The sequence below is a fragment of the Deefgea sp. CFH1-16 genome (genome assembly GCF_016881365.1).
Lineage (GTDB): Bacteria > Pseudomonadota > Gammaproteobacteria > Burkholderiales > Chitinibacteraceae > Deefgea.
Genome location: NZ_WLYT01000001.1, coordinates 30336 through 43521, shown reverse-complemented (window position 1 = coordinate 43521; position 13186 = coordinate 30336). Strand labels below are relative to the sequence as shown.

18 protein-coding genes and 2 pseudogenes are annotated in these 13186 nt (G+C 47.8%); 13 read left to right on the top strand and 7 right to left on the bottom strand.

Annotated features, from left to right (window positions below; translation table 11 throughout):
* The first annotated feature begins 10 nt into the window (after window positions 1-10).
* A complete protein-coding gene (locus GKO28_RS00230; RefSeq protein WP_182074973.1) occupies window positions 11-178 on the top strand; it encodes a hypothetical protein in 168 nt (55 codons plus the stop codon).
* Between the two features lie 204 nt (window positions 179-382).
* Here the strand turns inward: GKO28_RS00230 and GKO28_RS20780 are convergent, their stop codons facing one another.
* From GKO28_RS20780 to GKO28_RS00210, 5 genes are all read right to left on the bottom strand, one after another.
* A complete protein-coding gene (locus GKO28_RS20780; RefSeq protein ID WP_282099179.1) occupies window positions 383-682 on the bottom strand; it encodes a transporter substrate-binding domain-containing protein in 300 nt (99 codons plus the stop codon).
* Window positions 624-1133: a transporter substrate-binding domain-containing protein gene (locus GKO28_RS20775; protein ID WP_282099178.1), complete on the bottom strand. Its 510-nt coding sequence runs from the start codon at window positions 1131-1133 to the stop codon at window positions 624-626. Before GKO28_RS20775 ends, GKO28_RS20780 begins: the two co-directional genes overlap by 59 nt.
* A 77-nt stretch (window positions 1134-1210) precedes the next feature.
* The gene (locus GKO28_RS00220; protein ID WP_182074972.1) at window positions 1211-1654 is read right to left on the bottom strand and encodes a SufE family protein; all 444 of its coding nucleotides are present in this window, start codon (window positions 1652-1654) and stop codon (window positions 1211-1213) included.
* Window positions 1651-2754 (bottom strand): cysteine desulfurase, encoded by a 1104-nt coding sequence (locus GKO28_RS00215; protein ID WP_182074971.1) that lies wholly within the window; start codon window positions 2752-2754, stop codon window positions 1651-1653. Before GKO28_RS00215 ends, GKO28_RS00220 begins: the two co-directional genes overlap by 4 nt.
* A complete protein-coding gene (locus GKO28_RS00210) occupies window positions 2723-2863 on the bottom strand; it encodes a hypothetical protein (protein WP_182074970.1) in 141 nt (46 codons plus the stop codon). Before GKO28_RS00210 ends, GKO28_RS00215 begins: the two co-directional genes overlap by 32 nt.
* 55 nt (window positions 2864-2918) lie before the next feature.
* Between GKO28_RS00210 and nudB the strand changes: the two genes are divergently transcribed.
* The 4 genes from nudB (at window position 2919) to GKO28_RS22530 (ending at window position 5185) form a co-directional block, all read left to right on the top strand.
* Window positions 2919-3362, top strand: a complete 444-nt coding sequence (nudB, locus tag GKO28_RS00205; protein WP_182074969.1) for a dihydroneopterin triphosphate diphosphatase — start codon at window positions 2919-2921, stop codon at window positions 3360-3362.
* Between the two features lie 305 nt (window positions 3363-3667).
* On the top strand, window positions 3668-4738 hold the full coding sequence (locus GKO28_RS00200; RefSeq protein ID WP_182074968.1) for an SPFH domain-containing protein: 1071 nt from the start codon (window positions 3668-3670) through the stop codon (window positions 4736-4738).
* 44 nt (window positions 4739-4782) lie between these two features.
* Window positions 4783-5031 (top strand): GFA family protein, encoded by a 249-nt coding sequence (locus tag GKO28_RS22535; RefSeq protein WP_203563797.1) that lies wholly within the window; start codon window positions 4783-4785, stop codon window positions 5029-5031.
* 16 nt (window positions 5032-5047) lie between these two features.
* Entirely contained in the window at window positions 5048-5185 is a 138-nt protein-coding gene (locus tag GKO28_RS22530; RefSeq protein WP_374220697.1) for a hypothetical protein, read from the top strand.
* Between the two features lie 86 nt (window positions 5186-5271).
* On the opposite strand, the gene GKO28_RS00185 is transcribed toward GKO28_RS22530, so the two are convergent.
* Window positions 5272-6084, bottom strand: a complete 813-nt coding sequence (locus GKO28_RS00185) for a mechanosensitive ion channel family protein (protein WP_182074967.1) — start codon at window positions 6082-6084, stop codon at window positions 5272-5274.
* Window positions 6085-6280: 196 nt separating this feature from the next.
* The gene (gene gbpA, locus GKO28_RS00180) at window positions 6281-7708 is read right to left on the bottom strand and encodes an N-acetylglucosamine-binding protein GbpA (protein ID WP_182074966.1); all 1428 of its coding nucleotides are present in this window, start codon (window positions 7706-7708) and stop codon (window positions 6281-6283) included.
* A gap of 858 nt (window positions 7709-8566) precedes the next feature.
* Between gbpA and GKO28_RS00175 the strand changes: the two genes are divergently transcribed.
* The 8 genes and pseudogenes from GKO28_RS00175 (at window position 8567) to torD (ending at window position 13092) form a co-directional block, all read left to right on the top strand.
* The gene (locus GKO28_RS00175) at window positions 8567-8728 is read left to right on the top strand and encodes a hypothetical protein (RefSeq protein ID WP_203563795.1); all 162 of its coding nucleotides are present in this window, start codon (window positions 8567-8569) and stop codon (window positions 8726-8728) included.
* A gap of 46 nt (window positions 8729-8774) precedes the next feature.
* Window positions 8775-9350, top strand: a complete 576-nt coding sequence (locus GKO28_RS00170) for a NapC/NirT family cytochrome c (protein WP_203563794.1) — start codon at window positions 8775-8777, stop codon at window positions 9348-9350.
* Window positions 9313-9957 (top strand): hypothetical protein, encoded by a 645-nt coding sequence (locus tag GKO28_RS00165; protein WP_203563793.1) that lies wholly within the window; start codon window positions 9313-9315, stop codon window positions 9955-9957. The genes GKO28_RS00170 and GKO28_RS00165 overlap by 38 nt, the downstream gene beginning before the upstream one ends.
* A gap of 12 nt (window positions 9958-9969) precedes the next feature.
* Window positions 9970-10380, top strand: coding sequence for a molybdopterin-dependent oxidoreductase (locus GKO28_RS20760; RefSeq protein WP_203563792.1), 411 nt, complete (start codon window positions 9970-9972; stop codon window positions 10378-10380).
* Between the two features lie 32 nt (window positions 10381-10412).
* Window positions 10413-12083 (top strand): annotated as a pseudogene (gene torA, locus GKO28_RS00155) (trimethylamine-N-oxide reductase TorA); the annotation flags it as partial.
* A 95-nt stretch (window positions 12084-12178) separates the two neighbouring features.
* Window positions 12179-12322 (top strand): annotated as a pseudogene (locus GKO28_RS22525) (hypothetical protein); the annotation flags it as partial.
* A gap of 3 nt (window positions 12323-12325) precedes the next feature.
* Complete coding sequence (locus GKO28_RS00150) at window positions 12326-12463, top strand: hypothetical protein (protein ID WP_203563790.1); 138 nt, start codon at window positions 12326-12328, stop codon at window positions 12461-12463.
* Complete coding sequence (gene torD, locus GKO28_RS00145; RefSeq protein WP_182074965.1) at window positions 12460-13092, top strand: molecular chaperone TorD; 633 nt, start codon at window positions 12460-12462, stop codon at window positions 13090-13092. The genes GKO28_RS00150 and torD overlap by 4 nt, the downstream gene beginning before the upstream one ends.
* The last annotated feature ends 94 nt before the right edge of the window (window positions 13093-13186 follow it).

Genomic DNA, 13186 nt, shown 5'->3' with positions numbered 1-13186 from the left:
AAAAGCGGCAATGGCTAAAGCTAAAGTGCGTGAAACACTGTGGTTAACTTGTTTTAACAATACAGCATTGCAGCGCGGACAAAGTGCCGTGCTGTTGGTGGTTTCTGCCGGTTTAAGTTGCGGCGATTGGATTAGCAAATCGCAGTCTGTGCACGCAATGAGAGCTCGAGTATCGTAATTCAAGGGAGTATTTGTTTCCACCGAGATGATTTTTAGATACTAATAGAGCGATTGCTGTATTGCAAGGTACTTTCTGGCGTTTAAAATCTCATTTTTACCCATTCTTGCATGCATGCAAAATGGCATGGCAAAACAAAGCGATCAACATAAATAAAAAAAACGGTGCAATTGATGCACCGTTTTTAATAGAGATTTAGCGTAATTATTTGCCGAAATATTTATTTTGTATTTTTTGATACGTGCCGTCGGCTTTAATGCCCGCAAGACCGGCATTAATTTCGTTGAGTAATTTGGTATTGCCTTTACGTACGGCGATGCCATAGTGCTCAACTTCAAAACTGGTGTCGTCAATTAAACGGAATTTTTGTTTTGGATTGTTAACGAGGTAGTTGCGCACTACCGCGTTATCAGCAACCACCGCGCTCACGCCGCTATTACTTAATTCAGATAGCGCTAAAGTGATGTTTTCGTAACGGCGAATATTTGGATTGGTTTTTGCCAAATTGTTTTTGCACCACAGTGTCACCGGTAGTGCCATTTTGTACGCCGACTTTTTTGCCTTTCAAATCGCTAAATTGTTTGATCGGGCTGTTTTCTTTTACCACAATCAGCTGTTTGGCATCAAAGTACGGCGCTGAGAAATCCATGCTTTTTTGACGCTCAGGGGTGATCGTCACGGCGGCAATGACAATGTCGCGTTCGCCATTATTTAAGCTCACAAACAAACCTTCCCAAGGGGTGTTGTTCATTTTAACTTTGAAGCCTTGCTTGGCGGCGACGGCTTTAATAATGTCGGCATCAAAACCAACGATTTCGCGGTTTTTGCTCAGAGATTCAAATGGTGCAAAAGTAGCATCGGTGGCCACGGTATAGGTTTTTTCAGCGGCAGCCGGCATCGCAATGATGGCGGCAGATAGTCCGATACAGCTAATGATTGTTTTTAGTTTAAGCATATGTATTGTCTCCCTGAGTAGAGTGTTTGCGACCAATTAGCCCGCTAAAATAGCAGCTCGGTGCAAGAAAAACGTCATTATCTCATTGAAATTGTGTGCTGTTTGATCTTTGTCACTATTGCCGCTAGGCCGTTGCCACGACTGGCCGACAAAAAACGATGCAAACCGAGTTGATTGAGCCAAGCATTAAAGTCAAATTGCTGAATTTCTTCGGCGCTGCTGCCGTGGTAAGCCGCCAAAATCAAGGTGAGTAGCCCTTTGATGATTTTTGAGTCGCTATCGGCGGCGATGTCGTATTTACCGTTACTGGCTTGAATTAATAACCAGACTTGGCTTTCACAGCCCGCCACACGGTATTCATCTTGACGAAATTCTGTAGCAAATTCTGGTAGTGCTTTAGCCAATTGAATCAGTAGGCGATTTTTGGCCTCCCAGCCGTGGGCTTGAGCGAGGCGCTGGCTGAGCTCGTCAAGGCTTATGGCGTCGGTACTAACGCCAAAAGGATGCTGCGGTAAAATCATGATTCATCCAATAGGTCTAAGGTATTTTGCAAGTGACTAAGAAAGCGAGTGACATCTTGCGCGGTGTTATAGGCGGCAAATGAGGCGCGTAAAGTGCCGCTTAAACCCAGCGAGTGCAGTAAAGGTTGTGCGCAGTGATGGCCAACCCGAACGGCAATGTGCTGATGATCGAGAAATTGGGCAACATCATACGGATGCGCATCCATAAAAGTCATTGAAGTAATGGCGGCCTTATTGGCACTTTGGCCGTGAATTTTGACGGCTGGTATTTGGGCCAGCCCCGCTTCAAGTTGCTGGCGTAGTGCGATTTCATGCGCGGCGAGCGCGGTGCGGTCTTGTTGATTGAGCCAATTGAGCGCCGCCGCGAGACCGACCGCTTGCGCAATCGGCGGCGTGCCTGCTTCAAAGCGATAGGGCGCTGCGGCATAAGTGCTGCGCTCAAATGACACGGTTGCAATCATTTCTCCGCCACCTTGCCAAGGGGGTATCTCATTTAAGAGCTTAGCATGCGCCCAGATTACGCCAATACCCGTAGGGCCATAGATTTTGTGACCCGAAAACACATAAAAGTCAGCGCCGATTTCTTGCACATCGATTACGCTATGGGCGATGGCCTGTGCACCATCAACCAGCACTTTTGCGCCATATTGATGGGCTTGCTGGCAAATCCATTGCACCGGTTGAATGCTGCCGATGGCATTGGACACTTGGCTGATGGCGACTAATTTGGTTTTGTTCGATAGCAAACTTAAAAAATGCGTTAAATCCAGCGCGCCTTGCGCATCAAGCTGGATGATTTTTAATGTCAGGCCACGGCGCTCGGCCAGCATTTGCCACGGCACGATATTGGCGTGATGCTCGAGCGTTGACAGGATAATTTCGTCGCCCGCAGTCAGCGTATTGCCCCAAGTATTGGCGACTAAATTGATGGCTTCAGTGGTGCCACGAGTAAAAACGATTTCATCGTCGCTCGCCGCATTGATAAATTGCGCAACAGTATGCCGCGCGTTTTCAAAAGCTTCGGTGGCCGCAGTGGCTAAACGATGCGCGCCGCGATGCACATTGGCATTATGGTGTTCGTAATAAAAAACGCTCGGCATCGAGCACCGCGAGTGGTTTTTGCAGCGTCGCGGCATTATCTAAATAGATCAGTTCGGGATAATGACTAAAAATCGGGAACTGTTTTTTGAGGGTAAGTGCGTCAAACATGGTGTTTTGCCTGAAGAACAGCTGGCAGCTTGGACTGGCAATTGTATAATGCGCCATGCCCTATAAACAGCCTATTTCTATATTACTTGTCATTCATACGCCGGATTTGCAGATTTTACTGCTCGAACGTTGTGATTTTGCTGGCGCTTGGCAATCGGTAACCGGTAGCTGCGAAGCCAATGAATCCCTGATTGACACTGCCGTGCGTGAACTTTTTGAAGAGACTGGTTTGCAAGTCAGTGCTGATGCGGTGCGCGATTGGCACTACGCCAGTGAGTTTGAAATTTATGAGCGCTGGCGCCATCGTTACGCGCCCGGGGTTACGCACAATACCGAGCATGTATTTAGTGTTGCGGTAGCAAACGGCAGCTCGGTAACGATTTCCCCACGGGAACACACCCAATATCGTTGGGTGAACTTGGAAGAGGCCATCGAGATGGTGTTTTCCCCTTCCAATGCAGATGCATTACGGCAATTGCCAAGTCACTTATTGATCTAGTTGGCTGGCTTTGACCGAGGCTTAAGGTGAAGGCGTTCAATCGTCAAGTTCTACTTCATGTGCTGTGTGACCTTAGCTTAAGTGCGTCGTCGCTTAGCGAATAAGTTCAGTATTTAAACCCTTGGTTTTTAAAATCTACAATTGTTTCCAATTTAGCAATGCCAAGCATAAACCGGCCATTTGCTTGCTGACCGCTGACAAAACTGCGATATTGCATACAGCAGATGCACTGCGTTGTGGGGCGTCTTGTTGTTGTCGGTGTCAATGGGGCGGTTTTTTCTCGATTTGAGTGTGAGGAAGAGGGTATGGGGCTAGGGTCGTTTTTTCATAATCAGTTCATCGACATACTGCAGTGGAATGAAGATGAAGATGGCGTATTGGCTTATCGCTTTCCTCAGGCCAATTGTGAAATTCAATATGGCGCCAGTTTGACGGTGCGCGAGTCGCAAATGGCGGTGTTTCTAAATGAAGGCCAGTTTGCCGATGTATTTGCCCCGGGTCGATATACGCTGACCACGCGCACTTTACCAGTACTGACTGCGCTTAAAAACTGGGACAAATTGTTCGAGTCGCCGTTTAAGTCGGATGTGTATTTTATGAGTACGCGTTTGCAACTAGGCCGCAAGTGGGGCACGCCGCAGCCGATTACACTGCGAGATGCTGATTTTGGCATGATACGCATGCGTGCTTTTGGCGTTTATGCCTACCAAATCGTCGATCCACAGCTGTTTTTTAGTCAAATCAGTGGTACGCGTGATGTTTATACCCGAGATGATTTAGAGCTGCAGTTGCGTAATCAGGTGGTGTCGACGATGACGCAGGTTTTAGCCAGCTCGGACGTGCCTTTTTTGGATATGGCGAATAATCAAAGCTTAATGGCCGAGCGCATTGGCGCTGCACTGCGTTCGCAATTTGCGCAATACGGCCTGGTGCTCGACACCTTTACGCTAGAAAATATTTCCTTACCCGATGAATTACAAAAAGCCCTCGACAATAAAATCTCAATGCAAATGATCGGTGATCTAGGCGCGTTTGGCCAGTATCAGGCGGCCCAATCGATGGTGCTCGCTGCGCAAAACGACAGTGGCCTGGCTGGCTTGGGCGTGGGTTTAGGTGCCGGTGTGGCCGCTGGCCAAGTGATGGCATCAGCGATGAATTCTGCGCTGGCACCAACCACGCAGCCCAATCGAGAGGCTGAAGTGGCGGATGGTGCAAACCATGCCGATGTTGCAAACTTACCCCCCCAAATGAGCGCGGCGCAATTGCAGTTGCAGCAATTGAAAGCCTTGCTGGCGCAAGACTTGATTACGGTTGCTGATTACGATGCTGCCAAAGCTGAAGTGCTTAAAAAACTGCTTGCGGGTGATGAAGCTTGATATCGCTGGTGCTGTGATTGAATAACTGATAAAGGTGAATAGAGATGAGCTTGCAAGGATCTTGTGCGTGTAAGGCAGTGCGTTACGAAGTCGATGAATTGGCGACGCCCATTTCGCACTGTCATTGTCAGACTTGCCGTAAAACGCATGCGGCGGCATTTAATTCAGCTGCAGGTGTGCGCCCTGAGCAATTTCGTTGGCTCGCGGGTGAGGAAAAACTGAGTGAGTATGCTTCGTCAGCGGATAAAGTGCGTTTTTTTTTGCTCGCAATGCGGCAGCCATCTATTGGCTAAAAAGGTTGGTAAACCAATGTGGGTACTACGTGTGGCCACTTTAGATGACGACCCAAGTTTGCGTGCTAGTCAGCACATCTGGACGTCGCACGATGTGCCTTGGCTGAATTTTGTTGACCTGCCCGAATACGCGCAGTGGGCCGAACCACGTTAAAGTGATAGAGAATAAAAAACCGGCATTGCCGGTTTTTTATTCTCTATCACGCTCGTAATCAGCCGAGTGCGCTCATTGGGTGCCGTTTATTTTTCAGTATGCTGAATATGATGCACGGTACGTTGTGGGTAAGGAATCGAGATCTTGGCAGCATCAAAGGCTTTTTTGACTTTTTCGGTCGTATCAAAAAACACCGGCCAGTAATCTTCGCTATTGGTCCAAACACGAACGGTGAAATTCACCGAGCTTTCGCCCAGTGAGGCCACCACGACCAATGGGGCAGGGTCTGAGTGGATGCGGCAATCTTGATTGAGTACCGACAAAATCACTGCGCGAGTGTGGTCGATATCATCGTCATAACCCACGCCAAAGACAAAATCGACGCGGCGGGTCGGCATGGCGGAGTAATTGGTGAGGTTGCCATTGGCTAATGGGCCGTTGGGAATGACGATGAGTTTATTGTCGGGCGTGCGTAAACGCGTAGTGAAGATTTGAATGCCTTCAACCGTGCCCGCTTGGCCTTGTGCCTCAATATAGTCACCCGCTTTAAAGGGTTTAAACATTAAAATCAGTACGCCACCAGCAAAATTACTCAAACTACCTTGCAGTGCCAAACCAATGGCTAAACCTGCCGCACCTAAAATCGCAATAAATGACGTGGTTTCAATGCCGATCATTGATGCCGCGCTAATGAGTAGCAGTGCTTTTAATGCCACATTGGCCAGACTACCTAAGAAATGCTTGAGTGTGGCTTCGACATTGCTACGCGTCAGCATTTTTTCTAATAGCTGGCTGGCAACGCCGATGAGTTTCCAGCCAATAAACAGCGCAATCAGTGCTGATAATAATTTAGGCGCATAGCTAATTGCTTGGGCTTGTAATATGTCAATCCAGTTCATTCGGTGTGCTTTTATTTAAGTCAATCATGCATTTGAGTGTCGCAGAATTAAATCAATATCCGAAGAGGATAAATTACCCTTTATAAGGGCAATAATGCACATGAACAACGGCGTCGATATTATTAAATTGACGACATAATACTTACGCCGTCAATTTAATAAAGCACACCATATCGTGTGCTTTAATTTCGATTAATTATTTCACTTCATCCCAGGCCGATGCCCAGTGTGAGCCAACACCGGGCTCGTATTGTGTTGCACTATTTGACCATTGTGAGCAGTAACCACTGTATGGAAACGGCTTGCAACGATACGTTTTGCCGTCTTTGTTTTGCTTCACCAAAGTGCCTGCTTGATAAGACTTGATCGACGCTGGGAATACAAAGTCATATTGCCCGCCCGCAGTGGCGTCGTTAAACATCATGTCGAGCGTTTGTTGCACATAAGTGCCGCCATTTTTTGGGGTGCCTTTCACTACGAGCTGATGATGGCCGGCTTTCACATTGCTCAGCGCCATGGTAAAGGTTTGATTGCTGTTGTTCAGGCTAGCCTCGCTTTGGCCTTGCGCAACACCACCGTGGTTGTAAACCGTATTACTGACGTTTAAGTCGCCTTGCGCGGCGACATTAAAAGTTAGCGTCACTTTACCGTCTTGGATGCGGTATTCACGAGCGAGATTACTGACTTGAACGCGATGAACCAGTGGGGGTTGTTTTTGCTCGATTTGAATCTCAACCCGACTTAGGCCGCTACTGGTTTTAAGATAAATTGGATTTAAGCCATAAACAGGGCCAAATTGGCCATTGCTGGCTTTTTGCCCAGCACGAATGTGTTGTTGTTCTTGATTGATTTTGCTCGCAAGCGCATGTGCCCAATTGTTACGCTGGCCTTGGGTGCTATTGGCAATCGTCAGTGCAGTTTGCAATTGCGGGCGTTCGCCGTTTTGGTCAAAAACCCGCGTCATTACTCGGTCTCCCGATTTTAGGTCGACCGAAGGGTGGATGCTGCCGCCTTGACGCCAGTTAGGAGCCGGTTGTCCGCCGTTGCCGTCAAACATCACGTCGACCACATTGTAAAAACTATTCACGGTGTCGCCAACTTCCCAGACGCCCAAAATCACTTGATAGCCGGTGCGCTGCGGTACGGTGCAAAGGTGGCTGGTTTGTGGATTTGGCTTTTGCATGCCACCGTCGACCTCACAAAAAGGCTTGAGATCAAAGGCTGCGCGAGTCAGTGGCTGATTCGGGTTCCAGTCTTGTTGGGTGATGTAGTAGCGCCAATTGCGCGTGGTGTGATTGGCGGTAAAGAACCAGCTCATGTTTTGTGGACCGGCTTTGATGTCGCGCTTGGTCCAGCGATCGCTGGTTTGTGCATCTAATTCCGAGAACTGAATATGGCCGGCGCTGGCAATTTTGCCGTCGGCAGGGCCTTGGGCTGGAAATCCAGACGGGGCTTCGATGCTTTGTGGTTCCCATTGCACGGCACCGCATTGGTTATTGCCGCCAATTTTGCATAAATAAGCCCGTGAAGTCGGTTCGGTCATATAGCCGTGAGCGAATGCGCCGATGCTGGTGGCAAGTAGGCTGGTCGATATGAGTAAATGCTGGATGAAATGACGCTTCATTAGGGTGTGGCCTTGGATTTTATGATTTGAAAAATTGAATCTGTGCCCTCGTCGGGCAATTTAAAATTGCTCAATGACAGGAGGAAGGCCATTTTCTTGGTGAGCGCTACTTGAATTTGGAGCCTTACTTGCGGCTGGGGTCGAGCTGCTAGTGGCCGGAGTGGGAGTGCTCGATGCTTCGGGTGCGGGCAGATCTTCTCCGCTTGAGCATGCACTCAGTAATGCGACAGTAAACAGCGTTAACAGTGTATTTAAATGCATCGCGTACCTTGTAAGTAAGAATCAAACGAGTCGGTGTAAACCGAGTTTTTGTCAGTCTGGTTAGTATTTGGTGCTAGCCATTGTAAGGGGTCGTTTGTAAGTGTTGGTGTTAATATTTACGACGAGTAATGTGATTGTTTTTTGGGATTTTGCTGTAGATAAGTTGTTTTTGTTGAGTTTTGTTAACTGACCAATGATTGGTTTTTATGTTGAGTATCTTTCTGTATCTTTACGTGCTCGGCCTTATTGATTGAGGTCAATGTTGCGCTTTGTTTTGTGGGTTAATTTTAAATAAATTAGCGGTATTTTTTGTTTTTTTTATGCTTTTATCTGACGGCCTCTGTTTTAATTGACCGAATTATTTCTAATTTATTTTTCTGTGGCCCATTTAGATGTGGCTATTATTGTTCGCGCTTGGGTGGCGATTTGTAAAGTAGCTACCAGAAAAAATAAATTACATGGTTTAAATAATTTTTTATAGGTAAAAGTTAACTGAAATAATGAATTAGAGCGTGGATAATTATAAATATATATGGGGTTTGCTGTGTATCGCGGTGGGCATTGGTTTTAATTGAAGTAATGGAATAGTGTTAAATAATGACTGAAATGACAACAGAAAAAACGCGCAAAAGCGAATGGAAAAAGCTTTTGTTATTGGCATTTGTAGGCTTGCCAATTGCGATGTTTGGTGCGATTGCAAGCTATGGTTTGATTGTGCGCTTATTGCAGATTTTTTTAATCGGCTTGCCAGGAGCGTAAAGCGAGATTGTTATCTCGCTTTTTTTTTGATGAATTGGATTTGTTTATGAAAAATATGTGGATCTGGCTACGGAATTTGTTTTGTAAGCCAGCAGCCAAGATTGGTCTTGGTGTTCTGGTAACGGTGGGTTTTATCGCCGGTATTTTAGCGTGGCAAGGTTTCAATGCGGGGATGGCGGCGACCAATACGGAAGAATTCTGTGTGAGCTGCCACACCATGCATCAAAACCAAGAAGAACTCAAAGAAACGGTGCACTGGAGCAATCGCTCTGGCGTGCGGGCGCAGTGCTCTGATTGCCATGTGCCGCATGATTTTACCGATAAAATGGCCCGTAAGATTCAAGCCAGTGTTGAGGTTTGGTCACACCTAACCGGCAAAATCGATACACCAGAAAAATTTGAAGCCAATCGTGCTCGCTTAGCGCAAAACGAGTGGGATCGCTTTAAAGCCAATGGCTCAAAAGAATGCCGTACTTGCCATGATTACAACAGCATGGACTTTGAAAAAATGCGCGAAACGTCGCGTGAAGCCATGCGCGGTGCGGCCGAGCGTAATCAAAGTTGTGTCGATTGCCATCAAGGGATTGCGCACAAAAAACCGGCAAAAAACCGACACCCGTAATCCAGCATTTGATGGCTTGATTCAAGCTGCAGGCAATGAGAGCGTTAAAGTCGGTGGCACTTACTTTAATGTCTATCCGCGTGAGTTGTACTTGGATGAAGCCATGAGCAAGGTGGCGGGTAAGTTGGAAATCGGCGCGCCAGTTAAGGTGCTGCAAGAGAAGGGCGATGCACAGCAAGTTGAAGTTTCAGCTTGGCGTAAGAGCAAAGGCTTTGGCCGCGTTTGGTATGGCCATTTTGCTAAAAACATCACCGTTGCCACGCTGGAAAAAACCGTTGCGCAAGACAAGCAATTGGTGAAAGTGCAAGAAAGTAAAGAAGATCCAAATACCGGGTTGATTTGGCAAAAATCGTCCGCCACATTCTGGATCAAGAAGGGCGAAGTGGTGGCCAGCACCGATCCTATCTGGTCCGTGGCCAAAGACAGTTACAAAAATAGCTGCAGTGTTTGCCATAAGCAGCCGGATGAAGCGCATTTTGATGCAAATACCTGGCCGGGGTTATTTGGTGGGATGGTCGGCTTTACTAGCATGGATAAAGATACCCAAGGCTTAGTACTGAAGTACTTACAAAATAATTCGTCTGATTTTAAAAAACCTAGCCACTAATTGAATAAGCTCATGACTCAGAACTCACGCCGTGTATTTTTAAAGGGTTTGTCGCTAGCCTCAGTGGCTGCGTTAGTAAGCCCTAGTTTATTACTCTCTCGCGAAAGCGAGGCCAAAGCGGCTGCTGTTACTGGCAGTGGCACCGATTGGAAAATCACTGGTTCACATTGGGGCGCGATTCGTGCCCGAGTTGCCGGTGGCAAAGTGGTTGAAGTTAAAGCCTTTGAATTTGACAAATACCCGACCGAAATGATCCAAGGCATTATTGGCTTGATCTACAGCCCATCGCGGATTCGTTATCCAATGGTGCGTTTAGATTGGCTTAAAAATAGTCATAAAAGTGATACCACCCAACGCGGTGACAATCGCTTTGTCCGTGTGACTTGGGACCAAGCTTTAGATCTGTTTTATTCGGTGAATTAGAGCGGGTGCAAACCAGCTATGGCCCGTGGGCAATGCACACCGGTTTAGTGGGTTGGCGCCAGACTGGGCAATTTCATACCTGCGGCAATCACATGTTGCGGGCCATGAATATGCACGGGCATACCATTTCGACTGCCGGTGATTACTCAACAGGCGCAGGGCAGGTGATCTTGCCTTACGTATTGGGCTCGACTGAAGTGTATTCACAAGGCACTTCGTGGGAAATCATTCTCAAAGAAAGTAAAACCGTTATTTTTTGGGCCAGCGATCCGGTTAAAAACTTGCAAGTGGGTTGGAATTGCGAAACGCATGAATCGTTCGCCTACCTGGAGCAATTGAAAAACAAGATCGCCAAAAAAGAAATTCGCGTGATCAGCATTGATCCGGTGAAAAGCAAAACGCAAAACTATCTCGGCTGCGAAAAGCAATACGTCAATCCATTGACGGATGTGGCCTTGATGATGGGTTTGGCGCATACGCTGTATACCGAGAAACTGCATGACCAGCAATTCCTTGATGCGTATACCCTCGGTTTTGAGAAATTCTTGCCTTATTTATTGGGTCAAGGCGCAGACAAAACCGCGAAAACCCCTGAATGGGCCGAGAAGATTTGCGGCGTAAAAGCCCAGCAAATCCGTGAATTGGCGCGCTTGATGGCCAGCGGTCGCACGCAGCTGATTTTTGGCTGGGCGGTGCAGCGTCAGCAGCATGGTGAGCAACCGTATTGGATGGGCGCGGTATTGGCGGCGATGTTGGGACAAATTGGTTTGCCAGGTGGCGGGATTAGTTATGCCCATCACTATAGCTCGATTGGCGTACCGTCTTCGGGCGCTGCGATGCCAGGTTCTTTCCCGTTGAATTTAGATCCGGGTAAAAAACCGAAATACACCAACACCGATTACAAAGGCTATAGCCCAATGATTCCGTGCGCTCGAGCCATCGACGCATTGCTAGAGCCCGGTAAGGTGATTGATTACAACGGCCAAAAAGTCAAATTGCCACCGTATAAAATGGCGGTGTATAGCGGTTGCAATCAATGGCATCGTCAGCAAGACCGTAACAAGATGAAAAAAGCCTTTCATCGCCTCGAAACGGTGGTGGCGGTTGATTACACCTGGACGGCAACCTGCCGTTTTGCCGACATCGTGTTACCAGCGTGTACGCAATTTGAGCGTAATGACATTGACGCGTATGGTTCATACAGCGGTCGTGGTGTGATTGCGATGCAAAAACTGGTTGATCCATTGTTTAGTTCTAAAACGGACTTTGAAATTTTCCGTGGCTTAACGCAGCGTTTTGGTCGCGATAAAGAATACAGCCGCAGTATGGATGAAATGCAATGGCTGGCATTCTTGTACGAAAACTGTCGTAAAGAAAACGGTAGTAAATTCCCAATGCCACCGTTTAAAGAATTCTGGGCTAAAGGATTTGTATTATTTCCGGCGGGTAAACCGTGGGTGCGCCATGCCGATTTCCGTGAAGACGCGGAACTCAATGCTTTGGGTACGCCATCGGGCTTTATTGAAATCTTTAGCCGCAAAATCGCCAGCTATAACTACGCCGATTGCCCGGGGCATCCGGTGTGGATGGAAAAAAGCGAGCGCTCGCATGGTGGCCCGAATTCAAAACGCTACCCATTGTGGATGCAGTCGGCGCACCCAGATAAACGCTTGCATTCGCAAATGTGTGACTCGGAACCAATGCGGGCAACGTATGCCATTCAAGGCCGCGAGCCTTTTTTTATGAGTCCAGAAGACGCGCGCGTCAGCGTGGCATTAAGCATGGTGATTTGGTTCGGGTGTTTAATGATCGTGGCCAAGCCTTGGTGGGTGCGCATGTGTCTAGTGATTACCCGAAAGGCGTGGTACGTTTGCAAGAAGGGGCTTGGTATGGTCCAACCGGGCCAGAAATCGGTGCGCTCGATACCTATGGCGATCCCAATACCATGACGCAAGACATTGGCTCGTCCAGTTTGGCACAGGCGATTAGTGCCAGTACATGTGTGGTTCAGGTCGAAAAATATAAGGGTAAAGCACCGGCGGTCACCGCCTTTGGTGGCCCAACTGAGGTGATGCCGAAATGAATGCAAGCACAGTAACATCGGAACAAGCAGAAGCGGCACCCGCCGATCAACGCGCGGCTTTATACGCTTGGTTTGCTACGCTCTATGCCCGTGAGATGGATGAGGTGCAGTTACAAAACTGGCTGGCTGGTGCTGCTGATCCGCTATTTGACGTGTTGGCGCAAGCTGGATTTGCCGCTGAAGTGAAGCAGATGCAAGGCGCGATCAATGCTTTACGTGATTTGCCCGATGCCCAACTTGAATTAGCGGCCGATTACACCATGTGTTTTCTGTTGGATGTTAAAAGCAGTGCTTTGCCATATGCTTCTTGTTATGTCGGGGAGCATAAAACGCTGTTTGGCCCAGAAGAAAAAGCCATGCGTGAAAAGCTTGAGTTCTATGGCCTTGGCTTAGATAGTAACTATCCTGAAGCGGCCGATCATTTGGCGATTCAACTGGAGTTGTTGTCATGGCTGGCCATGGCGGGCAAAGCGCAGGACGAGCAAGAGATGGTGGCGTCTTTGCTGCGCTGGGTGCCGATGTTTAGCGAGAAATGCCAAACGATACATACGCAAGTGGCGTTTTATCCGGCATTGAGCCGTTTGCTATGCGGCATCTTGCAAGCGGAAGCGGGTACATCCTTGGAATAAGGTAAGGATGGTGGCAGTACTAAAAATAAAAGGGCCGATGGCCCTTTTATTTTTGCTGACGATGGTGAACTGCAATCCCGTTGTAGCGTCTAAG